This is a genomic window from Virgibacillus dakarensis (assembly GCF_900155625.1).
Taxonomy (GTDB): Bacteria; Bacillota; Bacilli; order Bacillales; family Amphibacillaceae; genus Lentibacillus_C; species Lentibacillus_C populi.
Genome location: NZ_LT732553.1, coordinates 1,625,974 through 1,650,334 on the forward strand (window position 1 = coordinate 1,625,974; position 24,361 = coordinate 1,650,334).

General features: G+C 39.3%; 29 protein-coding genes. 10 read left to right on the forward strand and 19 right to left on the reverse strand.

The features are described 5' to 3' along the window. Positions 1-273: 273 nt before the first annotated feature. Positions 274-1,296 carry a DNA polymerase III subunit delta gene (holA, locus tag CZ382_RS08240; protein WP_088050699.1) on the reverse strand — a complete coding sequence of 341 codons (1,023 nt, stop codon included), beginning with the start codon at positions 1,294-1,296 and terminating at the stop codon, positions 274-276. A gap of 370 nt (positions 1,297-1,666) precedes the next feature. Between holA and CZ382_RS08245 the strand changes: the two genes are divergently transcribed. Then, positions 1,667-1,801 carry a YqzM family protein gene (locus CZ382_RS08245; protein ID WP_088050700.1) on the forward strand — a complete coding sequence of 45 codons (135 nt, stop codon included), beginning with the start codon at positions 1,667-1,669 and terminating at the stop codon, positions 1,799-1,801. A gap of 180 nt (positions 1,802-1,981) precedes the next feature. Here CZ382_RS08245 and CZ382_RS08250 read toward each other — a convergent pair whose 3' ends face one another. The 3 genes from CZ382_RS08250 to CZ382_RS08260 all read right to left on the reverse strand — a co-directional run bounded on the left by CZ382_RS08250 (position 1,982) and on the right by CZ382_RS08260 (position 5,688). After that, positions 1,982-4,267 (reverse strand): DNA internalization-related competence protein ComEC/Rec2, encoded by a 2,286-nt coding sequence (locus tag CZ382_RS08250; protein WP_088050701.1) that lies wholly within the window; start codon positions 4,265-4,267, stop codon positions 1,982-1,984. Between the two features lie 83 nt (positions 4,268-4,350). Continuing rightward, positions 4,351-4,902, reverse strand: coding sequence for a ComE operon protein 2 (locus CZ382_RS08255; RefSeq protein WP_088050702.1), 552 nt, complete (start codon positions 4,900-4,902; stop codon positions 4,351-4,353). A 261-nt stretch (positions 4,903-5,163) separates the two neighbouring features. Further along, the gene (locus tag CZ382_RS08260; protein WP_235000410.1) at positions 5,164-5,688 is read right to left on the reverse strand and encodes a helix-hairpin-helix domain-containing protein; all 525 of its coding nucleotides are present in this window, start codon (positions 5,686-5,688) and stop codon (positions 5,164-5,166) included. Between CZ382_RS08260 and CZ382_RS08265 the strand changes: the two genes are divergently transcribed. Continuing rightward, the gene (locus tag CZ382_RS08265) at positions 5,671-6,033 is read left to right on the forward strand and encodes a hypothetical protein (RefSeq protein WP_140392722.1); all 363 of its coding nucleotides are present in this window, start codon (positions 5,671-5,673) and stop codon (positions 6,031-6,033) included. The two genes, CZ382_RS08260 and CZ382_RS08265, sit on opposite strands and share 18 nt — an antisense overlap. Positions 6,034-6,170: 137 nt before the next feature. On the opposite strand, the gene CZ382_RS08270 is transcribed toward CZ382_RS08265, so the two are convergent. From CZ382_RS08270 to CZ382_RS08305, 8 genes are all read right to left on the reverse strand, one after another. Next, positions 6,171-6,929 carry a class I SAM-dependent DNA methyltransferase gene (locus CZ382_RS08270; RefSeq protein ID WP_088050704.1) on the reverse strand — a complete coding sequence of 253 codons (759 nt, stop codon included), beginning with the start codon at positions 6,927-6,929 and terminating at the stop codon, positions 6,171-6,173. Positions 6,930-6,932: 3 nt separating this feature from the next. Next, positions 6,933-7,292 (reverse strand): ribosome silencing factor, encoded by a 360-nt coding sequence (rsfS, locus tag CZ382_RS08275; RefSeq protein ID WP_230855983.1) that lies wholly within the window; start codon positions 7,290-7,292, stop codon positions 6,933-6,935. A gap of 1 nt (position 7,293) precedes the next feature. After that, the gene (yqeK, locus tag CZ382_RS08280; RefSeq protein WP_088050706.1) at positions 7,294-7,866 is read right to left on the reverse strand and encodes a bis(5'-nucleosyl)-tetraphosphatase (symmetrical) YqeK; all 573 of its coding nucleotides are present in this window, start codon (positions 7,864-7,866) and stop codon (positions 7,294-7,296) included. Next, positions 7,853-8,422, reverse strand: a complete 570-nt coding sequence (locus CZ382_RS08285; RefSeq protein WP_088050707.1) for a nicotinate-nucleotide adenylyltransferase — start codon at positions 8,420-8,422, stop codon at positions 7,853-7,855. The genes yqeK and CZ382_RS08285 overlap by 14 nt, the downstream gene beginning before the upstream one ends. 93 nt (positions 8,423-8,515) lie before the next feature. Next, a complete protein-coding gene (gene yhbY / locus CZ382_RS08290; RefSeq protein WP_088050708.1) occupies positions 8,516-8,806 on the reverse strand; it encodes a ribosome assembly RNA-binding protein YhbY in 291 nt (96 codons plus the stop codon). Between the two features lies 1 nt (position 8,807). Then, positions 8,808-9,656, reverse strand: a complete 849-nt coding sequence (gene aroE / locus CZ382_RS08295) for a shikimate dehydrogenase (protein ID WP_088050709.1) — start codon at positions 9,654-9,656, stop codon at positions 8,808-8,810. A 13-nt stretch (positions 9,657-9,669) separates the two neighbouring features. After that, a complete protein-coding gene (gene yqeH / locus CZ382_RS08300) occupies positions 9,670-10,770 on the reverse strand; it encodes a ribosome biogenesis GTPase YqeH (protein ID WP_088050710.1) in 1,101 nt (366 codons plus the stop codon). A 2-nt stretch (positions 10,771-10,772) separates the two neighbouring features. Further along, the gene (locus CZ382_RS08305; protein WP_088050711.1) at positions 10,773-11,288 is read right to left on the reverse strand and encodes a YqeG family HAD IIIA-type phosphatase; all 516 of its coding nucleotides are present in this window, start codon (positions 11,286-11,288) and stop codon (positions 10,773-10,775) included. 670 nt (positions 11,289-11,958) lie between these two features. Here CZ382_RS08305 and CZ382_RS08310 point away from each other — a divergent pair. From CZ382_RS08310 to sigK, 8 genes are all read left to right on the forward strand, one after another. Further along, positions 11,959-12,099: a sporulation histidine kinase inhibitor Sda gene (locus CZ382_RS08310; RefSeq protein WP_088050712.1), complete on the forward strand. Its 141-nt coding sequence runs from the start codon at positions 11,959-11,961 to the stop codon at positions 12,097-12,099. 284 nt (positions 12,100-12,383) lie between these two features. Then, the gene (locus CZ382_RS08315) at positions 12,384-14,711 is read left to right on the forward strand and encodes a Na+/H+ antiporter subunit A (protein ID WP_088050713.1); all 2,328 of its coding nucleotides are present in this window, start codon (positions 12,384-12,386) and stop codon (positions 14,709-14,711) included. Further along, positions 14,712-15,050, forward strand: coding sequence for a Na(+)/H(+) antiporter subunit C (locus CZ382_RS08320; protein ID WP_088050714.1), 339 nt, complete (start codon positions 14,712-14,714; stop codon positions 15,048-15,050). Beyond that, on the forward strand, positions 15,043-16,524 hold the full coding sequence (locus CZ382_RS08325) for a Na+/H+ antiporter subunit D (protein ID WP_088050715.1): 1,482 nt from the start codon (positions 15,043-15,045) through the stop codon (positions 16,522-16,524). The genes CZ382_RS08320 and CZ382_RS08325 overlap by 8 nt, the downstream gene beginning before the upstream one ends. Before the next feature lie 6 nt (positions 16,525-16,530). Then, a complete protein-coding gene (locus CZ382_RS08330; protein ID WP_088050716.1) occupies positions 16,531-17,007 on the forward strand; it encodes a Na+/H+ antiporter subunit E in 477 nt (158 codons plus the stop codon). After that, the gene (locus CZ382_RS08335) at positions 17,004-17,315 is read left to right on the forward strand and encodes a Na(+)/H(+) antiporter subunit F1 (protein ID WP_088050717.1); all 312 of its coding nucleotides are present in this window, start codon (positions 17,004-17,006) and stop codon (positions 17,313-17,315) included. Before CZ382_RS08330 ends, CZ382_RS08335 begins: the two co-directional genes overlap by 4 nt. Further along, complete coding sequence (gene mnhG, locus CZ382_RS08340; protein WP_088050718.1) at positions 17,296-17,673, forward strand: monovalent cation/H(+) antiporter subunit G; 378 nt, start codon at positions 17,296-17,298, stop codon at positions 17,671-17,673. Before CZ382_RS08335 ends, mnhG begins: the two co-directional genes overlap by 20 nt. Positions 17,674-17,910: 237 nt before the next feature. Further along, positions 17,911-18,615 (forward strand): RNA polymerase sporulation sigma factor SigK, encoded by a 705-nt coding sequence (gene sigK / locus CZ382_RS08345; protein ID WP_088050719.1) that lies wholly within the window; start codon positions 17,911-17,913, stop codon positions 18,613-18,615. Positions 18,616-18,727: 112 nt separating this feature from the next. Here the strand turns inward: sigK and CZ382_RS08350 are convergent, their stop codons facing one another. The 7 genes from CZ382_RS08350 to mltG form a co-directional block, all read right to left on the reverse strand. Continuing rightward, positions 18,728-18,970 carry a YrhC family protein gene (locus CZ382_RS08350; protein ID WP_088050720.1) on the reverse strand — a complete coding sequence of 81 codons (243 nt, stop codon included), beginning with the start codon at positions 18,968-18,970 and terminating at the stop codon, positions 18,728-18,730. Between the two features lie 244 nt (positions 18,971-19,214). Beyond that, complete coding sequence (gene mtnN, locus CZ382_RS08355; protein WP_088050721.1) at positions 19,215-19,904, reverse strand: 5'-methylthioadenosine/S-adenosylhomocysteine nucleosidase; 690 nt, start codon at positions 19,902-19,904, stop codon at positions 19,215-19,217. 76 nt (positions 19,905-19,980) lie between these two features. Further along, positions 19,981-20,643: a YrrS family protein gene (locus CZ382_RS08360; RefSeq protein WP_088050722.1), complete on the reverse strand. Its 663-nt coding sequence runs from the start codon at positions 20,641-20,643 to the stop codon at positions 19,981-19,983. Positions 20,644-20,749: 106 nt separating this feature from the next. Beyond that, entirely contained in the window at positions 20,750-21,226 is a 477-nt protein-coding gene (gene greA, locus CZ382_RS08365) for a transcription elongation factor GreA (protein ID WP_088050723.1), read from the reverse strand. A gap of 190 nt (positions 21,227-21,416) precedes the next feature. Continuing rightward, positions 21,417-22,082: a uridine kinase gene (gene udk / locus CZ382_RS08370; protein WP_088050724.1), complete on the reverse strand. Its 666-nt coding sequence runs from the start codon at positions 22,080-22,082 to the stop codon at positions 21,417-21,419. A gap of 19 nt (positions 22,083-22,101) precedes the next feature. After that, entirely contained in the window at positions 22,102-22,740 is a 639-nt protein-coding gene (locus tag CZ382_RS08375) for an O-methyltransferase (protein WP_088050725.1), read from the reverse strand. Positions 22,741-23,128: 388 nt separating this feature from the next. Continuing rightward, entirely contained in the window at positions 23,129-24,247 is a 1,119-nt protein-coding gene (gene mltG, locus CZ382_RS08380; RefSeq protein WP_088050726.1) for an endolytic transglycosylase MltG, read from the reverse strand. Positions 24,248-24,361: the final 114 nt, after the last annotated feature.

The window sequence follows — 24,361 nt, forward strand, 5'->3', positions numbered from 1 at the left end:
CCTCCGTACGATAAGTCAACATCGACTCGGGTAAGAAGGAAGGCCGACTAAAAGCGGACTTTGCGTCCAACTCACGTCTACCCCTTTTGAAGGGGCATTTTTCCTTTATCTCCTACGGTAGGAATGTTCGGTTAAAACCGCCGCTTTGCGCGGCAACACCGAACCACCCTGCTTGGCAGGGCGCAGCACATACGCCGCTAAACGGGCGCTTGCGCCTTTGTTCTTTCCCAGCCAAAAAAAGTATATAACGGCCGCTTCCGCCTTTGTTCTTTATTATCTTGTTTGGATTAGTTCGAATAATAATAATTCAAACGCAAGCTCTTTCTCCATCTTCCCTTGTTTCATCGCAGTGTCGGCCTCTGTTAGTTGATTTATTATAGACTGCAATGCACCATGGCTGAACTTGTCTTCACGACTGGAAGCAATCTTTATCACATACGGATGAACTCCCAGCTGTTTCTGCATTTGAAATTGAGTATACCCTTTTTGTTTCAACAGTTTAACCCGATAAATGGTGCGAAATTGAAAAGCTAAAAGTGCAACGAGTGCAATTGGTTCTTCCTTCATTTTTTCCAGATCCTTATAAATGGTCATCGCTTTATAGATATCACGTTCCATCACAGCGTCCACAAGTCGCAATGATGAACTGTTCGATGTATGGGAAATTAATCTTTCAGCTATTTCCCTTGTGATTGTTCCGCCTTCTCCAACATATAAAGCTAATTTCGCCAGCTCATTTTTAAGCAAATAAAGATTCGTGGAAATTTCTCCTTCCAGAATTTCGTATGCATCCTGCTCAATTACGATCTTTAACTGATTTGCTTGATCGTTAATCCATTTGCTGACATCCTGTTCTTTTATTGGGCTGCAATTAGCTACTGCCCCATTCTTTTTTAATAATTTACTTATTTTCTTACGTTCATCAATTTTTTCATACTGGGCAATAAAGACAACTACTGAATAGTCTGCTGGTGTTTCCAGATATTGCTGTAATACCACTAAATCATGTTCGAACGGCAATTTATCCGGTTTCGCTTTTAGGAATACTGGATTGTTAACAATAATTAACTTCTTTTCTCCAAAAAAAGGGTATGTTTCGGCGTCCGTTATAACCTCCTGTATCGGTGTCTCTTCCAGATCATATGAAACCAGATTTTCAACATCATCATCTGGCAGGACAGCCTTTGTAATATGCTTTTTAAAATTTTGTATAAAATAAGAATCAGATCCATATAATAAATATATTGGTGAAATTTGCTTGTCCTTCACCTGTTTTAAAACGTCCATATATCCCATGTAGTTCACTCCAATTATGTATATATTATCGCAATTCAAGCCACGAAAGCAAGCACACTAGCCGTGACGACCCTGAGCGTGGCCCATTATGATAATCAAATTATTCACATACGTAAATTTTGTAAAAATAAAGGGAATTGCTCATCAAGGCAATTCCCTGTCAGGATCTATATAAACGCTTAAATCACAGCCCCGGGAAAACTGTGCTTTAAACGATGTTTGCTCTTACCTATAGAATGACCATTCAACACAAAAGTATAGATGTTAACTCTTTCTAGAAATGGAGACGCAAATTTTGTGCTTGTTCCAAACAAAAGTGGATTTTTTTCTGTAATTCCTTTATACTAAAAATAATACAGGAGGGGTAGATGTGAACGAATTCGAAAATGACGTCCAGTCAAAAAATAATGATGTAGTCGACTCTATAAAGGGATTTGGATTCTCGTTTGTATTCTTTGTCCTAATTTTTGTAATTGGTGTAGTAATTAGTGTCGCCGGATCGTAAAGCTTTCTGTATACTTAGAATATGTTCCAAAAGCAAAGAGGCTGGTCGTAACCGTCTCTTTGTTTTTGGATAAGAAAGTATAAAAGTCTAGGCTCTATTCTGCTTATTCCAGAGTAGGTCACGTCCGGCTCCAGCGCCTTTATTTTTGTTTGAAAAATCCCGTTATGTTTTTACAATAACTTATGGCAGGTACTTAAAAAATGTGCCTCGATTATCCTTAAAACGAAACGTAACCGCACCATCCGAGTCAGTTCTAAACAGAAAAACACCTGCTGTTTCCATTCGCTGCAAAACTTCTTCAGCGGGATGGCCATATGAATTGTTGCGCCCTACAGATATCAGCCCATACGTTGGATCAATACTTTTCAGAAAGCTTTGCTCGGTTGATGTTTTGCTACCATGATGGGCTACTTTTAAAACATCAACTGTCAAATCAGCGTTTTCAGCAATCAGATCCCGTTCTACATCCGCATCAATGTCGCCGGTAAAAAGCCACGATAATCCACCCAGTTCCGTATACAGTACAAGTGAATTGGCGTTTGCTGAATTACGATTCACGACAGGGGAAACAACGGAAAATACCTGATTGCCAATGGTAATCGTCTGACCTTGTTCAAGTTGCTTTATTTCAGTTCCGTTTCTTTTCCAATCTATCCTCAGGTTATCGGGTAATGGAAAATACTCACTAATAATTACTTTTCCAACATCTATATCCTCGATCATAAATGGGACACTGCCAACATGGTCAATATCTTCATGAGACAGGAAGATGGCATCAATTTTGCTGATTCCTCGGGATAATAAATAGGGTTTAATGATTTGCCGATAATTTTTATCGGATAATTTTTCGTCTCCGAAATTTACCTTTGCACCTGCATCTACCATTACAACTCCTTTTCTGTATGGCAGTTCAATGACAAACGCATCCCCTTGGCCAATATCAAGCATCGTTACCGAACCGGCAGGATTGAAATATGGCTTCAATGTAGTACCAATGATAAAAAGTGTAATTAAACAGCCATATGAAAAAGATCTCCATAACCGCTTTTTCTGCAGTTGTTTCATGAATACGAAAAACAGGACTAAGTACAGTATCGCACCTGTAATGGATATCGAACCTACTGTCAGCGGATAATAAAAATGGTGATCAATTGCTTGCATAACAAAGATGAAAATCGTGTGAATTTTGCTAAATAGTGTATCTAGTACCGTTGTAAAAAATCCTGAGATCGGTAATAACACCAACATTAAAAACATAAATGGAATCACAAAAAATGAAAAATAAGGTACCACCATCAGATTCAGCAAAATCGATAATGGGTGAAAAGTATAAAAATAAGCAATCTGTAGTGGAAAAATCATCATTTGGGAAACAAAACTTATGTACAGGAGCTGATAAAGAGAAGATTCGGTCTGAAGCAGCAAGCGTCTTGATAACAGTAAACCAAATGTCACCAAAAATGATAATTGAAACCCGATGTGATATACAATGTATTTATCTGAAAGAATTAATAAAAGAAACACAATACTCAATGCATCTGTTATACTGTACCGAAGTTTTAATTTCTGCAGGATGATAAACAACATAACCATCACACATGCACGCCATACAGATGGTTCTCCACCAGCGATGATTGCATATAACGGCAAGAAGAAAAGCATAACCCATTGGGCTTTTTCCTTTGTTAGGATATTCAATTTGATTAGCATAAAATATACTAATGCCACAATCAGCCCTACATGCAGCCCGGAAATAGCCAAGATGTGCGACAATCCCCAGCGCTGAAATAACGTAATTGTATCTTCATTAATGGACGAATCATCCCCAAGTACTAATGCAGTTAACCAGGCGGCAGTCTCCGGACTTACCTCGTGCCGGATATACTGGATTAGCTTCGTACGCATATCATAAAACAGAGCCATTTTAGTCGCGCCGGTACAGGAAATATCATCAGGTGAATGAAGGACTACCTGATACGTTATCCCTTTCGTCAGTAAATACCGCTGATAATCGAATTGACCGGGGTTTGTACTTGAATCAGGCAATTCAAGTTTTCCATGTAATTGACATGTTGCACCGTGCCTCCAATCTTTTACATGCTTATCGATTAAATTATCTGTTTTATCGGGAAAGTAAACAACAAGAAGTTTTGCTTTAGAGGAATCATCCTGGAGAACGAAATCGACTTTTTTTGGTGTTTTATTGATAGATCCGGCGATCGTCCCGGAGTAAGTAGCAGTTTCACTCGCCGGGGGCGATTCAATAGGAGTTAAAACTGGTATAAAGGTATAAAAGAAAAAGAACAGAACTAAAGAAACCATAATCGGTATCTTCCCTAACCGTTTAAATACATATAGCATTAGCAACCATAAAATAAAACCAGTAATCAAGCTTTTGTCTTGAAAAATAATTACGACAACACAAATTGCGACTGAAATAGCCGGAAAATGCCAATACCCCTTCACGTATATTCATCACCTGCCTTTCACACGTGTTCAAAAAGTTAGCAAATGGCTTCCCATATGCTAACCGGAGACCAAAACGTCATCTAAATGTGAAACAATCGCTTGGCTTCTTTTTTGAGCTGACCAGCAGCCTCTGACTGTTCCAGATTATCGAGCAATGATTTCACCAGATTTATCTTTTCATTCGTATTTTCATCTATTGTTAAAGAAGCTAATTCCACTTTTTTGGTTTGTACACCTGCTTCTTTAAACAGCTCAACTGCATATGGATGATTTTTATAGTCGGCAGCATAATAAACGAACTTGATTCCACTTTGAATAATTTGCTTGCAGCATTGCAGGCACGGAAAATGTGTGACATATAATTCGGCACCATCCGTTGGCACACCAAACTTCGCACACTGCAGTAATGCGTTCGCTTCTGCATGAACCGTTCTGACACAATGTCCGTCAATCACGTAACAGCCTTCATCAATGCAATGTACACTTCCCGAAACACTCCCATTATATCCGCCCGCTATAATTCGTTTATCTCGGACAATCGTTGCACCGACCATCAATCGGGTACATGTACTTCTTAACGCAAGTAAATGACTTTGTGCCATAAAATATTGATCCCAGGAAATCCTCTCCATAAAAATATTCTCCTTTTTTATCTCTTTTGTAGTGCGTGTTCAAAAAGTCGCCGAATTGGGCATTGGAGGTCGAGGCGGCGGAGCCCCGGGCACCGAGCTTGCACAGGAAGTGCTGACTTCTGCTGTTGGCGATTGACGTGGGCGGTTTTAGCAGAAGATTCTTCACTGCCAACTCTAGAGTTCGCCGCTTATCATTTGGTGACTTTTTGAACATCCTCTTGTAATTAAGTTTACATGCATCTGTTCTGATTCGTCAATCCACTATGGTACTTGAATATCATCCCGGAGGTTTTCAACTGTCTTCTCACCAATTCCGGAAACGTTAAGTAAATCTTCAACAGTCTGAAAAAAGCCATTTTCCTCACGATATTGGATAATTGCCTGTGCCTTGGAAGGACCAATGCCATTTAGTGTTTCCATTTCTTCTTGTGTAGCATAGTTCAGGTTAACCTTACCGTTTCCATCCGCTTGCCCTGAAGCGGCGGTTGTATTGGAAGGTGCTTCACCGAGTTTTGGAATGGCAATAACCATTTCATCTTGTACTTTTTGTGCCAGATTTACCATTGTCTGATCAGCCTCTTTAGAAAAACCTCCTGCCAGTTCAATCACTTCATTCACCCTGGCATCACCCGAAATTTCATAGACACCGGGACGAAGAACTTCTCCTTTTATATCAACCATGACTAGCTGATTTTCCGTTTCTTTCGTTTGGCTCTTTTTATTTTCGGAGTCAGTAACAGGGGTGAAATCTTCGGGGGATTCAGCTTTATGATCATCATTGTTCATCACAAAGAAAATAATCAGTGCAAGCCCGACTATAATAAAAAATGCGCCCTTTTTCAGGACCTCAATCAGCATGAAATCACATCTCCCTTCCTTGATGTTCGCTGGTTTATTGTTGATGTTCGCTGGTTTATTGTTGATGTTCGCTGGTTTATTGTTGATGTTCGCTGGTTTATTGTTGATGTTCGCTGGTTTATTGTTGATGTTCGCTGGTTTATTGTTGATGTTCGCTGGTTTATTGTTGATGTTCGCTGGTTTATTGTTGATGTTCGCTGGTTTATTGTTGATGTTCGCTGGTTTATTGTTGATGTTCGCTGGTTTATTGTTGATGTTCGCCGTTTCCGATAACCGGAAACGGCGAACATCAAGGTACTGGTATTACGAACCCGGCGTAGTGTGGAGAAAAATGAGGGTCTAGCTTCTTACTCTTTCTATTCGACAAAAGTCTTGAAAATCCTGCTACCAAAATAAAAAGCAGAAAAATTCTATTTTCCTGCCCTTTTTTCAGCAATAAAGAAGATTCTCTCGGTGTTTTCCTCTATACTATCCTGTTTTACGGAAAAATCACCGTATATATTGCGAATTTCAAACCCGGCTTCGTGTAATAATTTTTTATAAACATCAATCGGAAATGTCCGCTGATGGTGATATTCATCAAATCGAATATACTTGTCGTTCGCATCTGCAACGAAAAAGGTTAAGTCATGATGCATTTCTCCTTCTACTTCACCCGGCGTACAGAACCAAATATAAGAAACATCCTCATCAACTTCTGAAAATGTCATATTTGCTAAATCGTTTTGCACATGGTATAGGGAGTGCACATCAAAAAGAAATAATCCTCCAGCTTGAAGCACTTTTGCTGTATGGCGAAAAACCGTCCTTAGCTCTTTTTCCGTTGTAATATAATTCATTACATCGCAATAACTGATAACCGCATCCATACCGTTAATGCCTTCCAATTCCCGCAAGTCCTGATGAATCCAGAGAATCTCAGTACCTTCACTGATTGCATGCTGCTGGGCATAGCTTAACATCTCTTCAGAAGAATCTACTCCGGTCATGTTGTACCCCAGCTTGGCTAGTCCTGTTGTGATTCGACCTGTACCACAGCCTAAATCCGCTACATACCGAATCGTTTTACCGGATTGCTGGAAAACATCTATTGTTAATTCAAGCCATTTATCGTATGGTGCATCATCCATCAACTGGTCGTAAAAATTTGCCATTTGTCTGTATGCCATTGTTTACCCTTCCTGTCCGTAGCTAAGGTTCACACGGGAAGCATCGCCCCACAAACGTTCCAAATTATAATAACTACGTTCATCTTTATGAAAAATATGGCATACAATGTCGCCGATATCGACCAGTATCCAACGTGCCTGTTCAAAACCTTCTAATCGTTTGACAGTAATTCCGGCCTCCTCAACCGTATCTTTAATCGACCGGGCAATCGCTTGTACTTGCCGTTCGTTCGTCCCATGACATATAAGAAAGTAATCTGCCACCAATGAAACATTCTTCATATCTAAAGCTATAATATCTTCAGCTCGTTTATCATCACAAGCCTCTGCTACATTTTGCACAATTTCCAGGGTGTCTTTCAAATTAGTAACCTCCATTTATTTGTTTCGTCAAATCATTATAAGCATGAAAAGTATCCGGATAAATACGTGAACCTTTTCCCATTAAAAATTGAATGGTATTTCGCAGTGTTAGCCAGCAGCTGCGGATTAAATCGTCCTGTGCCGCTTCCCTTACTTCTTCTAAGCCAGGGAACGATCTGCCTGGCTCGATATAATCGGCTAACAGTACGATCATTTCCAGTTTATTCATATGTGCTTTCCCTGTTGTATGATAGTGGATAGCACCAAGCACCTGCGTATCGTGAATGGCTTGCTCCTGACGTACCAAAATCGCCCCAACAGGCGCATGCCATAGTTCATGATGATAAAGCAATAAATCATTCGGAAGTGAACTTGACAAAATCAGCTGACGCATTTCATCTAATGAACGAAATTTTGCATAATCATGAAAAATAGCAGCGAGTTCTGCTTTTTCTTCTGAGACATGAAATCGTTTTGCTAGTTGAACCGCTGTTCGGGCAACCCGCAATGTATGTTCGAACCGCTGTTCCGTTAAATGAGGTTTAACGGCTGCAATCCATTCATTCCTGTTCATATAATCGCTTCCCTTTAATATAACTTTCCACATCTTCCGGAAGTAAATATCGTGTTGACTGGTTTCTGCTAATCCGCTCTCGGATTAGGGTTGAGGATACATCGATCATCGGAATATCTAATGCAATAATTGGAAAATCTGATTGCAAGTGGTATCCTGTGCGTCTCACACCGACAAATTTCACGATATTTATTAATTCATTGATCCGATCCCACTTCGGTAAATATTCGACCATATCGGCACCGATAATAAAATAAAAGGTTGTATCAGGATAGGTATCAATCAATACTTTCATTGTATCAAACGTATATGATTTCCCTAAACGCTCTACTTCAATTGTATCGATTTTAAATGTATCATTCGATGCAATCGCTCTTTCAAGCATGGCAATCCGATTGTTTGCACTTGTTCTGGCTTTATGCTTATGTGGTGGTTCATTGGATGGAATAAACCAGACTTCCTCTAGTGCAAGCTTATTTTTTACTTCTTCCGCAATCAGTAAATGTCCCAAATGCGGTGGGTCAAAGGTTCCTCCTAAAATTCCAACACGTTTCATGACAAACTCCTTTACGTTATACGCAGGAAGCATTAATTTAAATAAGGCGCCCGGAATGGCAGCTAATCGTTTTGGCTTTTTTGAACAGTCTTTTTAAGGTAGTTGAATATGTTTATTTTCTTCTGACTCTTTGTACAAAACAATGTTGTTCCCAATGATTTGAACGATTTCTGCTTCCGTACCTTCTGCTAATTTTACTGCGACATCATCTTTGTCTTCTAAACAATTTTGTAGAACGCTTACCTTTATTAATTCTCTTTTTTCCAATGCTTCTTTCATTTGTTCAATCATATTTTCGTTTACACCATCTTTGCCAACCTGAAAAATCGGTTTCAGATGATGCGCTTCTGAACGTAAATAGCGTTTTTGCTTTCCGGTCAACATATTATCTTCCCTCCAGAATTTGCTGTAATTGATTTTCCATATCATCGATTGGAACATGCTTCATTGTCCATAATTCAAATGCATATTGCGCCTGGTAAAGGAGCATGGTATGACCATAATGGGTGTATGCTCCCCTGTTTTTTGCTTGTTTCAGGAATTCAGTTGTGATTGGCTGATAGATAATATCACTCACAACACTGTCCTTTTTTAAAGAAGGAGCAAGCTGGATAATGGATTTATCCTGATTTGGTTTCATTCCGACTGAAGTCGTTTGAATAATCACGTCATAATGATCCAGTTTGTTCCCCAAGCCAGCTAATGATAAGACCGCCGTATTGGTTTGATCCTGCTGCAATTCCGTGATCGCTTCAGCACTTGATACCGTACGGTTGGCAATATCAACATAATGGAACCCTGCTGTTACAAGTGCATCATAAATCCCTCTCGCTGCCCCGCCAGCACCAATGATCGCTATTTTTATATCTTTATCAGCAAACACAGCTGGATAATGTTGTTTTAATGACCGTGTATATCCTTTGCCATCTGTATTATAGCCGATCCATCTTCCGTTTCGGCTAACGACCGTATTAACTGCACCAATACGTCTTGCTTCAACGTCCAGGTCATCTAAATAAGGAATAATTTTCTGTTTATAAGGAACTGTTACATTAAAGCCATTGATATGTTCCCTTTTTAAGTCAGTTAACCTTTGTTCAAATGATTCGTCGGGTGTTATTTCTACAATGGAATAGCTGCCGCTTAATCCTGCTTTCTTTAAAAATTGTTCATGAATCCATGGTGATAACGAATGCTGAATTGGATAACCAATCAATGCAAATTGAAAACTCATTTAGATTTCCCCTTTAAATCAATGATTTTCGTATGGAAACGGAAACGCCTTTAGGACTATGGGCCGTTACTGTCGTTTTCTGACCCGCGACACTCACCCAGCCTAGACCCGGGAAGACGATGTCGGTTTTGTCACCTTGTACACGATAGGTTGTTTCCGTAAGTGCTGGCAGTTTCTCCATCGTCTCTTGATCTGGTGGTGATAGAAGTTCACCTTTATGCTCAACGTATAATGTATCGGCGTTGTCCATTTTTGTTCGGTGAATCGGTAACCCATTGGCAAAATAACAGACAAATGATTGCTTTTCCCCTTTTACATAGTCTAAGCGGGCAAGGCCACCGAAAAATAGGGTCTGACCACTGTTCAACTGGTAAATTCTCGGTTTTATTTCCTTATTCGGCGTAATGATCTTTAAATCATGCTTGGATACGTAATGGGCAATCTGTTGTTTGTTGACAATTCCTGGCGTGTCAATTAATACAGCCGTATCATCCAACGGAATTTCAATAAACCCAAGCGTAGTTCCAGGAAAGTAGGAAGTCGTTATGACATCATTCGTACCTGTTGATCGATTGATTAACCGGTTGATAAAAGTGGATTTCCCGACATTCGTTGTTCCGACAATATAAACGTCCTTCCCGTCTCGATGATGCTCAATAGCCTCTGTTAATTCGGCAATTCCATGGCCTTTTGCCGATGAAATCAGAAAAACGTCTTTTACGATGATACCCATTTCCTTTGCAGATGCCCGAAGCCACTTGATAAGTTTTCTTTGATTCGTTGACTTTGGTAATAAATCCATTTTATTTCCAACTAAAATGATCGGGTTATTACCAGTAATCCGTGGGAGGCTTTTAATAAGACTTCCACTAACATCAAATATATCAACAATGTGAACGACAAGTCCGCTTGTTTCCCCGATTCGACTAACCAAATTTAAAAAGTCCTCATCGCGAATCGAAACCGGTTGTACCTCATTATAATGTTTTAAACGAAAGCAACGCTGGCATAAAGTGGTATCTTTTTGTAATGCTGTTTCCGGCGTATAACCTAGTTTCTTCGGGCTTGTCGTTTGGATTGAAATGCCGCAGCCCTGACAACGTATTTTTTCCACTACTATTCCTCCCAGGTAATTTTTCCTTTTTTCCGCATATAATGTAAGATACGTCGCTCAATTTTCCGGTTTATCCTTGTCATTTTTCCATCGGTTTGGACGATCGGCACAACTAATATCGTATAAAATCCGGCAAAATTACCACCAAGAACATCTGTCATTAGCTGGTCACCGACTACAACAATTTCATTTTTTTTTAAATTCATTTGCTTTGCAGCTGTTTTAAATGCATGTCCAAGCGGTTTTCTGGCACTATATACGAATGGTGTAGCGAGTGGTTCTGAAAAAATTTTCACTCGTTCTTCGTTATTATTCGAAATAATCGTCACCTTGATGTCGTGTTCCTTCATCAATTTGAACCATTGAACAATTTCGGGTGTTGCGTCTTTCACATCCCAGGCGACAAGCGTATTATCCAAATCGGTAATGATTCCCTTTATCCCTTTTTGCTTTAGTACGCCAGGATGAATATCAAATATACTCTTCACGTGCTCATTCGGTAAAAACTTCTTCAGCAACTGTCACACCTCATTACTCTATTCCCTTACTGCAAGTTTATATTATACCTTAATCCTATAATAACTTTCCAGAGAAGAAAAGCGGAAGCGTCCGGTTAGCGGCGTATGGACTGGACTGAACCGCAGGAGATAAAGGAAACATGCCCCTGCAAAAGGGGTATGCCGACGTTGGCCGCAAAGGCCGTTCTTAGTCGGCCTTCCTTCGTCTCCCGAGCCGATGTTGACTTATCGTACGGAGGTGAAGGAAGTCCACTAGCCGCTGGGCGCTGGAGCTGGACATGGCCGTTTTCGGTAATGAATTAATAAAGAAAAATTATACACTTAGTTTATGTTATATGAAAGTGTAATGGGGAACGAAAAGGGTTCTTCTTTCCATCTTCTCTGAATATTTTTGTATGTTTATGTCAATTTATTAAAGATATGCTTGATTTCAGACAGTTTCTTGCAAAAACCGTTCGACAAATTCCTCCATTTTTCGCCTTGTGGATAACATTACTAACATTATCCACATTTATAGAATGGTATTTTAGGCATACTTTTTTGCTTTTATGCACAAGTTATCTACAGGTGATTGTAGATAACTATCGCCTTGCCCAACTCTATTATTCGTGGTAAATTATTAATAACTTCAAAATGGAAGTATTACTAATTTACCAGGAGGGCTGTATTTATGGAGCATTTGTCAGATGAGCTATTGCTGGAATCCTATCGCAAAGCAAATGAATTAAATTTAAGCCCTGATTTTATCCATTTAATTGAACAGGAAATTCATAGAAGATCATTACTGCACAAAGTAAAATGTCCAAGTTAATAAATAGTATGAAAACATGAATAATATGCAACTTTTTGCTAACTCTTGTCATTTTTATGAATGATAGGGGTTTTTTATTTTTCTGAACCTGATAGTATGATAAACTAACGTTGGAATACCATACATAAACAGGACCCAGTTCTATTTTCTTACTGATTACTTACTGCTTGACTTGATTCAGGAACCACTAGCCGCACCCGCGCAACGGTTTTTCTATCCTCAAATGTATCTTTCGGTGTAGAATTAGATGGTAGGCTAAATTAGAAAAGGAGGACTTCCACTAGATGATTTTCACAGTTTTAATACCACTTATACTTGCATGTTTTATCCCATTACTTAGCAAAATCAAAGAAAAAATACATACTGGTGTTTTTGTGTTTTTCATTCCTTTTATTATTTTTCTTTATTTTATCCAATTTGTCGGCAATGACTTTTCTCCAGTCCGGCAAACATTTAGATGGATACCATCACTTGGAATCAACCTGGATTTTTATTTGGATGGGCTAAGCCTTTTATTTGCTTTGTTAATAAGCGGTATCGGTGCTCTGGTTGTTTTATATTCGATTTATTATTTAAATAAAACGGAGCGGTTGGGGCATTTTTATGTATACTTGTTAATGTTTATGGCGGCCATGCTTGGTGTTGTTTTATCCGATAATGTTTTTGTTCTGTATACATTTTGGGAGCTGACATCAATTTCCTCCTTCTTGCTTATCGGTTACTGGCACTTCAACGAACGGTCCCGCTATGGGGCATTAAAATCGATGCTAATTACTATTTTTGGCGGGTTAAGCATGTTTGGTGGTTTTGTGCTGCTTACAGTCGTTACAGATACAACAAGTATCCAAGCAATGATAGAACAGAAAGATGTAATCTTAAATAGTACTTATTTACCACTAATTTTAGGATTCATTTTGCTTGGCGCATTTACAAAGTCAGCACAGTTTCCTTTCCATATCTGGCTCCCGGATGCAATGGAAGCTCCGACTCCAGTTAGTGCATATCTCCATTCAGCAACGATGGTAAAAGCAGGGCTATTTTTGGTGGCGCGTTTTTCACCGGTTTTCTCTACCTATGAATGGTTCTTCATTATTGTTAGTCTTGTAGGGATTGTGACATTATGCTGGGGCTCCTACATGGCTGTAAGACAAACTGATTTGAAAGCAATCCTGGCATTTTCCACGATCAGCCAGTTGGGGATGATTATGGCAATGCTCGGATTTGGTACCGAAATCGCTGTATTTGCTGCCGTATTTCATATTTTAAACCATGCAACATTTAAAGGAAGTCTTTTTATGGTTGCGGGTATCGTTGACCATGAAACAGGAACCCGTGACATTCGTAAGCTTGGCGGACTTATTACATTTCTACCAATCACGGGCACGCTCGCCTTGTTTGGGACGTTCTCAATGGCAGGAATACCATTGCCATTCTTAAACGGTTTTTACAGTAAAGAGTTATTTTTTGAATCCAGTCTTGATTTGGCAGGCGCCAGCACATTTGCCGATCTTTTGGCACAGGCAATTCCATACCTTGCTGTGTTCGGAAGTATTTTCACTTTTGTTTATTCCTTATACTTCTTATTCGGAACATTTGCAGGAAAAGCCGACCTTGCCAAGCTGCCGAAAAAACCACATGAAGCACCATTCGGCATGCTCGTTTCTCCGATTATACTTGTACTGGGTGTCATCTTAATCGGTCTGTTTCCAAATGTCGTAAACGGAACATTCCTGGCACATGCTGCGGAAGCAATCAAAGGTGTATCGATTGAGAAACATATTACATTTTGGCATGGATTTAATTACACCCCACTGCAAATGACATTGATTGTTGTTGGACTTGGTCTTGTACTTGTTTTGACCCGAAAAAAATGGGCAGGTGCTTATCATATCCTGCCTGGCAAATTAAGCTTAAACAGATTGTATAATGCCATATTGGATAAACTGGACGATTGGACAAAAGATGTAACACAATCTTATATGACTGGATCATTACGGCTGTACGTCGCAATCATCATTGGGGCGACGCTTGTAGTAACGGCAATTGTTATGCTTGTAACTGGCGGCTTCAACATCCAATTTAATGATTTGGCCGATGTGACCGCGATTGAGGTTTCTGTAGTGGTGATTATGGTGATTGCTGCACTCGGAACGATAGTTGCAAAAAACAATGTTTCAGCGATATTAATTCTAGGCGTTGTCGGATATGGAGTAGCCATTCTTTTTGTCCTGTACCGTGCACCAGACCTGGCTTTAACGCAACTCGTAATCGAAACTGTTACCGTTGTTTTGTTTTTACTTTGCTTCTATCATATGCCTAAATTACGGAAACGTAATGAATCGGCTGGAACGAAAACGATTAATTTAATTATTTCGATCGGCTTTGGAGCTTTATTGACATTAGTTGGAATTTCCGCCCACAGCAGCAAATGGTTTGATTCGATTGCGGATTATTTTATCGAAACATCTAAGCCACTCGGCGGTGGGCACAACATTGTTAATGTCATACTGGTCGATATGCGTGGCTTTGATACACTATTTGAAATCACCGTACTAGGTTTAGCAGCACTTGCTATCTATAGCCTCATCAAACTGAAAAAGGGGGCAAAATAAGTGGAAATTATCATCTTAATTTTGGCAGGTATATTGTTTGCAACAGCAATTTACAACCTATTACAAAAACAGTTACTTCGCATAATTATTGGAACTGCTCTCTTGTCCCATGGCGCCCATTTATTTATTTTAACCATGGGAAAATTAAAGCGCGGGCAGCCGCCAATCATAATGGAGGGTATTTCGGATTATGTTGATCCCTTACCACAAGCATTAATTTTGACATCAATCGTTATTAGCTTTGGTGTTACAAGTCTACTATTAGTTCTTGCTTACCGGACAGCTAATGAAAATAATAGTGATGATATGGCACAATTAAGGGGTGACGAACATGAGTAATTTAGCGGTATTGCCAATCATCATCCCATTGATATCCGGGATAATTCTGGCTTTTTTCCATAATAAAGTAAACACAGCACGCTGGCTGACCCGAGTATTCATTCTGGTTAACCTTGGTGTTGTCTCTTACATTACATGGTTTGTATTTCACAATGGAACGATTGTCCTGGAAACCGGTGGCTGGAAAGCACCATATGGTATTGTTCTAGTTGCCGATCCGCTCGCAATAACCCTTGTGTTAACAACAAACATTATTGCTGCAGCATGTGCTTTCTATACTCCACATTCCATGGATTTAAAGCAAGAAACACATTATTTTTATACGTTTTTCTTCTTGTTAATTGCAGGGGTATCCGGAGCCTTTATCACAGGAGATTTATTTAACTTATTTGTCTTTTATGAAGTATTATTAATGGCTTCCTATGCACTGATCGTTTTAGGGGGCGGAAAGGTTCAATTGCGTGAATCACTTAAATATGTATTGATTAATCTGTTTTCTTCCGTATTGTTTGTTACATCTGTTGCCTTTCTTTATTCGGTCGTTGGAACAGTAAACATGGCTCATATTGCTGAGCGGGTTCAGGATGTTGATCAGAAAGGTATTTTAACAACCATTGCGGTTCTGTTTTTCTTTGTTTTTGCAACGAAGGCAGCACTGTTTCCATTATATTATTGGATGCCAAAATCATATATTGTGCCAAACCCGGTTATTTCTGCCCTGTTTGGTGCACTCTTGACAAAAGTGGGAGTCTATTCGATTCTGCGCGTGTTTTCGCTCATTTTCATCTATAAACTGGATTTAACCCACCAGGCATTTATTTGGATAGCCGGTTTATCCATGATATTCGGAATAATTGGCGCCTTGTCAACTTCGAATATAAAATTAATTGTTGCCTACAATATTATTCCAGCTATCGGGTTTATTATGATGGGGATCGGTGTGTTCAATCAAGATGGCATTAGTGGTTCTATTTATTATTTGGTTCACGATATGATAATAAAATGTGCCCTGTTCTTATTGGTTGGTACAGTTGCATACGTTGCAGGCACATCGGATCTGCGCAAGTTCAGCGGATTAATTCACTATTATCCATTACTTGGCTGGCTTGTATTTGTTTCCGCATTTGTGCTCGCCGGAATACCGCCATTCAGTGGTTTTATTGGCAAGTTGCTGTTACTAAAAGGAGCATTGTCGGCTAATGAAGTAGCTATTGTTATTTTGGCCTTGCTTTCAAGCCTACTTATCCTTTATTCCATCATGAAAATCTTTATTAACGGGTTTTGGGGCAAAAAGGATGAGTCTATTATTGTTGAAAGAAAACCTGTAAAAGGATTAATTGGGCCAATTGTATTCCTATTAGCCTTTTCTGTTATTCTGGGTTTAGGCGCTGAATTTATATATCCGTCAATTGAATCGATTTCAACCTATTTACTTGATCCGGAAGTTTATATAAAATCTGTTTTAAAGGAGTAGTGGATGATGGCCTTTCAAATTGTCATTAATTTTATTATCGCGTTCATGTGGATGTTTCTAAGTGAGTCCTATTCCACGACAAGTTTTATTGCAGGCTATATTCTGGGAATTCTTTTATTACTGTTGCTGAACCGTTTTGTTCCCGATACATTTTATTTGAACCGGCTATACAAAATCGGCAAGCTCGTTCTTTTATTTATCAGGGAACTGATTTCATCCAATATCGATATCGTAAAATTGGTCTATAAACGAAAGCCCGAATTTGAACCAGGCATTTTTGCATTGCCAATTGATCTAAACAGCAATTGGGAAATTACGCTCCTGGCAAATTTAATTACGTTAACACCAGGAACCTTATCTGTTGCGGTTGCAAATGATCATTCCCATATTTATATACATGCGATGGATATCGATACAATTGACGACTCGATCAAGTCCATTAAGGATACATTTGAAACGGCGATTAAGGAGGTGACACGATGAACAACCTTCTGGACATAACCGAAAAGCTTGTTAACATCTCGGCAATTATCTGTACTATTGGCATATCTATTTCCCTGCTTTTGCTGTTGATTCGGGTTATGGTTGGCCCGTCCAATGCGGATCGGGCAGTTGCTCTTGATGGTATTGGAATTAATTTAATGGGGATTGCAGCACTACTTTCTGTTATCATCGTGACAACGAAATTGAATGATGTTGTATTGTTAATTGGAATCCTGCTGTTCATCGGAACACTGGCTATTGCCAAATATCTGGAGAAGGGTGTTATTATTGATCGAGACGTGGATTAACATCATTTTAAATATTATTATCGTTTTTCTTTTATTAAGTGGCACCTTTTTTATGCTGTCAGGGTCAATTGGTGTCATTCGGTTTCCGGATGTATATACGCGCCTGCATGCAGCGACAAAAGCATCAACGCTCGGAATAGCCGGAATATTGATCGGAGCATTTATATTCCTGTATGTTAGCCATTCCCTTGTCAGCGGCAAGCTGCTGTTAGCGATTGTTTTCACCTTGATTACGGCGCCGGTTTCCGGACATATGATATCAAGAGCTGCGCACCATAACGGGGTAAAACCAGTTACACATAATCGAAATGATGCATATGAAGAAATTATCCAGCAAATTAAGAAGGAGCATTCGTGAAGAAATGCGGAAGCGTCCGTTTAGCGGCTTGAGGACTCTCGCCCTGCCAAGCAGGTAGTTTGGTGAATTGGGCCATATTGCACTAGCCGCTGAGCGCTGGAGCTGGACATCGTAAGCGGCTTTTTGGAAAGCCGCTTTTTAATTTTCTCCTTTAAGGACAGACACTATTTAACTGCAATCCTCATATGGATGTTATATAGGCAAAAGCCCAGCCATCATTTTAGGAGGTGCATGTGTTTGTCAGGAATTCTGAGTGTGCTAGCTTTACTTGTTAAAGAGGCACTATTTTTTGTATCCTATGTGAAAAATCATGCCTTTCCACAACCGCTTCCGCCAGAGGACGAAGCGAAGTACATTAAACAAATGCAAGATGGAGATGAAAATGCGAGAAACAAATTAATTGAACATAATTTACGGCTGGTTGCTCATATTGTCAAGAAATTTGAAAATACCGGCGAGGATATGGAGGATCTGATTTCAATCGGAACAATTGGATTAATTAAAGGGATTGAAAGTTTTTCTGTAGAAAAGGGAACAAAGCTTGCTACCTATGCCGCGAGATGCATTGAGAATGAAATCTTGATGCATTTACGTGCTTTGAAAAAGGTGAAAAAAGATGTGTCATTACACGATCCTATTGGCCAGGATAAAGAAGGAAATGAAATAAGCTTAATCGACATTTTAGAAGCTGAAAATACTGACGTTATTGAATATATTCAATTAAATATGGAGATTGACAAAATGAAAGATTACTTGTCTATCCTCACCGGCCGAGAAAAAGAAGTGATCATTTATCGGTATGGGCTTAACGACTATAAGGAACTAACGCAAAGGGAAATAGCAAAAAAATTAAATATATCGAGGAGTTATGTATCACGGATTGAAAAGAGGGCCTTAATGAAAGTCTTTCATGAATATTTCCGCAATGAACGACGTGGATAAAAGAGTCTTCCACATCCACTTTGCGCAGACTATCTCTTTCTCGCCAGAGCTTGTACCACAGCTCACCTGGCTGTAACTTCAAGACGATAATATAAGCGCGTTGATCATAAAATCATACGCGCTTATTATCCTCTAATTGTAATTTCAGCTTTCGATATTTTAAAACAAATAATGTTGCGGCTGCTGTCATTGCAAAGGAAAGTCCGGTTAAAATCGCACCATCACCTTTTGATTGAATATACGTATCCATTACCGAACCCATATATAAATAAATACTTACGATCAGCAGTGTCATAATAAACCGTCGATAGTCTTTTAGTTTTATTTCAAGTTCTTTCATTTTAGGATCCATCATACATTCCCCTTCCCTATTAGTACGTGTAAGAAAAACACTGACGCGTCTTTCTGGATGTCAGAAGCCAGAGGTCGGATTGAAAGAAATCGGCGAGGTAGCCGATTTAAATATTTACTACCTGCCGGTTTTTATACCCTATCCTTTCAAAAGTCACCGCTTATCAATTGGTGCATTCTTGAACATCCTCTATTATGCATCATAACATAGATTAATAGGGAACAAGGGAGGTAAATCATGGATTGCGTTATAACTGGCTAACCATCATCATGACTAATTTAGATGCATGCTTTGCAGCTTGTTCCAAAAAAGCATCAAAAGAAATGGATGATTGTTTTCCGGCAATATCTGATAACGCCCGGATAATAACAAATGGTTTTTTATATTGATGACAAACCTGTGCTACTGCAGCGGCTTCCATTTCAGCAGCAATCATAGTTGGAAATTTTTTATTTACAAATGCAACACGCTCAGGATCGTCCATGAATGAATCTCCAGTCGCGATAATCCCCGTTTTTGCTTTTATATCCAAGTCATTCATTGCTTTTACAGCTAATGTGATCAATCCAGTATCTGCAGCAAACATCGCTGGCATCCCCGGAACCTGTCCATATGCATAGTCAAATGCCGTTACATCAACATCATGATGTACTACCTGAGTTGAAATAACAACGTTACCAACTTCCAAATCACTGGCAAACCCACCAGCCGATCCGGTATTAATCACATGTGATGGCTGAAAGCGCTCATGCATAATGGTAGTCGCCATTGCAGCGTTAACCTTACCAATTCCTGACTTCAATAAAACAACGTCTTTGCCACATAATTTTCCTTCGATAAATAAGCAATTGGCAACTGTTATTTCTTTCTGATCCTCCATATTTCCCAGCAAAATCGCAATTTCTTCCTCCATTGCTCCGATGATACCAATTGTCACCAGGACACCTCCTATTAATCGTCGGCTGTTTTTTTAATTATGTCCACTTAACAAAGCTTAAAATGGTGATTCCTGCTTACTGAAATCGGTGTTTTTGATCATTTTCTTTTAACTCTTCAACCTTTGTCGGCTGCCAGCCCTCATTATCAACCCATGTTAAATATACACGGTACGTTTTCGTTTCGTCGTTATCAGAAACGGTAGCAATGACTTGCTGTTCACCACCGCGTTCCAGCCACCATGTCGTCATATTTCCTTCTTCCAGACCTGTTGCTACTCTGGCCGCTTCTTCCATCTCCGCTCGATCCTGAGTTCCTTCATTATAATTTGTTGTATGTGGACCCTGTTGTTCCGTGCCAATTGGCTGCCAATTACCTGTATAAGCTTTTACTACGTTTTCATCATCCGTTTCAACTTGTTCTGTTTCAACATTTTGATTATCCGAGTCGTTTTCATTTGAATCATCTGCAGCCGATTCCTCATCGTCAGACTGATTTTGTTCCTCGGTATTCGATTCATCATCTGCACTGCTATCACCAGGCTTGTCCGCTTGTTCCTCATTTGTTTGATTAGTCTTGTCATTTGGCTCTTCCGCTTCATCGTTGCCACCAAAAATAAACGTGCCGATCAGCACAATTACTAATAATGCCCCAATGACCAGCATAATGGACAGCAGCTTCGTATTTTTTCGCCGTTTTTCAAATTTATTAACCCGTGAATATTTATTACTGTTAACCAAAAACTCAACCTCCCACACTTATCCCTACTATCATATCATATTTTGTATGAGAAATTTATATGATAATTTAAGAAAAGCGGGGCTGTCCCGCTTTTGTATATTCCACCTATTCAACTTTAGTAATCTTAACCTGAATGTCGCCTCCAGGGGTTGAGACGGTAACTTCTGTGCCAATTTCGTGTCCAAGCAGGCTTTTTGCCATTGGCGAATCATTGGAAATTTTTCCTTCAAACGGGTCTGCTTCAGCACTTCCAACAATTTGGTATGTTTCTTCTTCGCCATTCGGCAATTCAACAAACGTAACAGATTTCCCTAATGAAACGATATTCGGATTGTCATTATCATTTTCAATAATTACAGCATTACGGATCATTTTTTCCACCTGGGTAATCCGGGATTCAACAAATGCTTGCTCATCCTTCGCGGCGTCATATTCAGAGTTCTCCGACAGATCGCCAAAACCTCGTGCTACTTTGATCCTTTCGACAACCTCTTGTCTTCTTTCCGTTTTTAAATAATGTAATTCCTCTTCTAACTTCTCTTTCCCCTCTTGTGTCATGTAATAACTTTTCTCTATAGCCATTGAAAACACTCCTTTTTATTCTGCAATGGAAAAATCGGTAACACAGATATGTTTGGTGTACCCATATGGGTAAAGCTTCAGAATAATGCGCATCCGTTTACCTGTCTGTTTGGAAATGGACAAGTATTAACGCCTTATTGGCAGTTACCAGTTGATCTAAAATAATATGCTAACCATTACTATGGCAGATTTAATGTAAATTTTCAATACTTTTCCCTTGTTTGTTTAAACGATTCCTCGACAAAATCGTTTCTATTTTGGTAGCCATAATATCGATTGCAACGTGATTTTGGCCACCCTCTGGAATAATAATGTCAGCATAGCGCTTTGTTGGCTCAACAAATTGCAAATGCATCGGTCTTACGTTGTTAATATATTGATCAATAACGGAATCCAGTGTTCGCCCCCGTTCCTTAATATCCCTTAGGAGACGACGAATAATCCGGACATCGGCATCTGTATCAACAAATACTTTGATATCCATCAAGTCAATCAACCGTGGATCTTCCAGTATCAAAATACCTTCTAAAATAATAACTTCTTTCGGTTCTACCGGTATTACCTTATTGGACCGGGTATGGAGCTTGTAATCATATACAGGCTTTTCAATCGGCTTTTGCTTCATTAAATCGTGTATATGCTGAATAAGCAGGTCATTATCAAATGCGAGCGGATGATCATAATTTGTGTTTAAACGTTCCTCGAACGGCAGATGGCTTTGATCTTTATAATAATAATCCTGCTCAATAACAAGTATTGTTTTATCGGAAAAGCGCTGGCAAATGGAACGGGTTACAGTGGTTTTCCCGCTGCCGCTCCCCCCGGCAACCCCGATAACAACTGGTCTTTCACGCATGGATTAACATGCTCCCTTCCTATTTTTTAATGCTAATGGCAACTCCATCACCAATCGGAACAATGGATGTCATATAATCGGGGTTTTTGATTAGCCAATCATTGTAATGCCGTATTTTCTGGCCAAGCTTTGTAAACCTGGGATGTTCTTTGCTTGGTTCTTCGACATACCCTTTAAATAATACATTATCAGTAATAATTAGGCCACCTTTTGCAACTGTTTGACTGTATAACGTAAAAAAGCGTTCGTATTGTCCCTTAGCAGCATCAATAAACAACAAATCAAATGGACCTTTCGCTGTTATATTCTCTGCTGTTTCAAGTGCATCTCCAAAAATAACGTCTATTTTATCCTGTTTTTCCAATTTTTTTATATTGGCAATTGCCTTTCGATAACGAGACCAATCCCGTTCGATTGTAACAACCGTTGCCTCAGAATTAGCTTGGAGCATCCGTAATGCGGAATAGCCAATAGCGGTTCCAATTTCCAGAATCCGTTCCGGCTTTTGTATCCGGATGATTTGTGTTAATAAGTGCATGCTAACCGGGTCCATGATCGGAACATGTTCCTCTGTTGCCTGCCGTTCCAATTCGACCACCCAATTTTCTTGAGCAGGTAATAATTGTATTAAATAGTTGGTCAGGTTCTCATTTATCATTCCAAACCCTCATTTCCAAACAAGAAAAGCACACTAGCCGCTGAGCGCTGGAGCTGGTATCGCCATTCCTGTTAATAAATTACTATCAGTGCGTGTTCAAAAAGTCGCCGAACCTGAGTCTTGAAGGTCGAGGCGGAGTAGCTCCCGGCACCGGAGTGTACATAAAAAGGTACATGAAGAGCGGGCTTGCACAGGAAGTGCTGACTTCTGCTTAGCAGAAGATCCTTCACTGCCAACGACACGATTCGCCGCTTATCATTTGGTGACTTTTTGAACATCCTCTATCAGTAAAAAAACAGGAAATGTGAAATCTGGGTTCACACTTCCGCTGTATGGTATTTCCTTGGTATCTTTCTCTCTGGCCCGATTGACCCGCTCTAATGAAGTTTTACTTAATATATTTCTCTTTTAATTGTAAATGTTCTTCATGCGTCTTAGCGTAATAAATATGTCCGTTACCATCATGCAAAAAATATTTATAATCCGATTTTTCTGGTTCCAGTGCAGCCTTTAATGAACTTTCAGCAAAATTCGATATCGGACCAATCGGTAATGTGTCAACATAATACGTGTTATATGGTGATTCAACTTCCAGATCCTTCAGTAATACTTTATCCTTATGTTTACCAAGTGCATATAAAACAGTCGGATCTGTTTGCAGAGGCATTCCAGCATCTAACCGGTTATAGAAAACCCCGGCAATTTTTTTTCGCTGCTCCTCTGTTCGGGCCTCGTTTTCCACCAATGACGCCATCGTAATTGCTTGATGAACGGTAAAATCTTGCTCGGAAATTTCATTTAAATAAGGTGAAACAGCTTTGACAGTTGTTTTCAGCATTTTTTGCACAACGGAGTCGATAGTTGGCTCCTCATCATAAAAATTATAGGTTGCTGCAAATAAATAGCCTTCCAAAGGTGTTCGAATATCCGGGTCCAAAATTTTCTCTGATAGTACCTCTGGATATAAATCGATTAATTGATTGACATAGTCGGGATCATTTACTTTTTTTAGAAAATCTTTCTTAGAAATCGGCAGTTTTTTAGCATAAATGTCGGCAATTTGATCAATTGTTTTCCCCTCTGGAATCGTAACTGTATAAATTGCCTCTTTCAATACTTTTCCTTTTTTTAATGACTCTATAATACCATCCAATGTCATGGATGGCGAAAAAGTATAATCCCCTGCCTGAAAATCTGATTCATTTTGAAACTTTATGTAAAAGCGGAATACACGTGCATCTTTAATTATTCCTTTATCCTCAAGTATCGATGCAATATCGGAAGTGGAAGAACCCATTGGAATTTGCACCTTAACTTCTTTTTCACTATCTGGATTAACCGGTTTCAATGCTGATTTAACATACATATACCCTGAGATACCACCGACTAGAAGGATAAGAACAATCGCGATAATAATTATGGCGACGATTTTTCGGACTGTCCTCGCTTCTTCACTGCGTTCCATCAGCTTGTCCGAATATTTACCATTATTCTTTTTCCTGAACATACAGTATCCCCCTTTCCCATCCGGTATATTATACTAAAAAAAATATAAATATGCCATGATTCGATAAAAAATGGCAAAAGTAAAAGGGAAAGCATAGAAAAGCTGATGTCTTTT

Coding starts and splice junctions, on each gene's coding strand:
- yqeK (WP_088050706.1), bottom strand. CDS start 7,866: ATGAACAGGAATGAATGGATTGCAGCCGTTAAACCTCATTTAACGGAA.
- CZ382_RS08315 (WP_088050713.1), top strand. CDS start 12,384: ATGATTTTCACAGTTTTAATACCACTTATACTTGCATGTTTTATCCCA.
- CZ382_RS08285 (WP_088050707.1), bottom strand. CDS start 8,422: ATGAAACGTGTTGGAATTTTAGGAGGAACCTTTGACCCACCGCATTTG.
- CZ382_RS08330 (WP_088050716.1), top strand. CDS start 16,531: ATGGCCTTTCAAATTGTCATTAATTTTATTATCGCGTTCATGTGGATG.
- CZ382_RS08375 (WP_088050725.1), bottom strand. CDS start 22,740: ATGATAAATGAGAACCTGACCAACTATTTAATACAATTATTACCTGCT.
- CZ382_RS08260 (WP_235000410.1), bottom strand. CDS start 5,688: ATGAACAATGATGATCATAAAGCTGAATCCCCCGAAGATTTCACCCCT.
- CZ382_RS08270 (WP_088050704.1), bottom strand. CDS start 6,929: ATGGCATACAGACAAATGGCAAATTTTTACGACCAGTTGATGGATGAT.
- yhbY (WP_088050708.1), bottom strand. CDS start 8,806: ATGTTGACCGGAAAGCAAAAACGCTATTTACGTTCAGAAGCGCATCAT.
- udk (WP_088050724.1), bottom strand. CDS start 22,082: ATGCGTGAAAGACCAGTTGTTATCGGGGTTGCCGGGGGGAGCGGCAGC.
- mltG (WP_088050726.1), bottom strand. CDS start 24,247: ATGTTCAGGAAAAAGAATAATGGTAAATATTCGGACAAGCTGATGGAA.
- CZ382_RS08265 (WP_140392722.1), top strand. CDS start 5,671: ATGATCATCATTGTTCATCACAAAGAAAATAATCAGTGCAAGCCCGAC.
- greA (WP_088050723.1), bottom strand. CDS start 21,226: ATGGCTATAGAGAAAAGTTATTACATGACACAAGAGGGGAAAGAGAAG.
- CZ382_RS08310 (WP_088050712.1), top strand. CDS start 11,959: ATGGAGCATTTGTCAGATGAGCTATTGCTGGAATCCTATCGCAAAGCA.
- holA (WP_088050699.1), bottom strand. CDS start 1,296: ATGGGATATATGGACGTTTTAAAACAGGTGAAGGACAAGCAAATTTCA.
- CZ382_RS08255 (WP_088050702.1), bottom strand. CDS start 4,902: ATGGAGAGGATTTCCTGGGATCAATATTTTATGGCACAAAGTCATTTA.
- aroE (WP_088050709.1), bottom strand. CDS start 9,656: ATGAGTTTTCAATTTGCATTGATTGGTTATCCAATTCAGCATTCGTTA.
- CZ382_RS08335 (WP_088050717.1), top strand. CDS start 17,004: ATGAACAACCTTCTGGACATAACCGAAAAGCTTGTTAACATCTCGGCA.
- CZ382_RS08325 (WP_088050715.1), top strand. CDS start 15,043: ATGAGTAATTTAGCGGTATTGCCAATCATCATCCCATTGATATCCGGG.
- CZ382_RS08350 (WP_088050720.1), bottom strand. CDS start 18,970: ATGATGGATCCTAAAATGAAAGAACTTGAAATAAAACTAAAAGACTAT.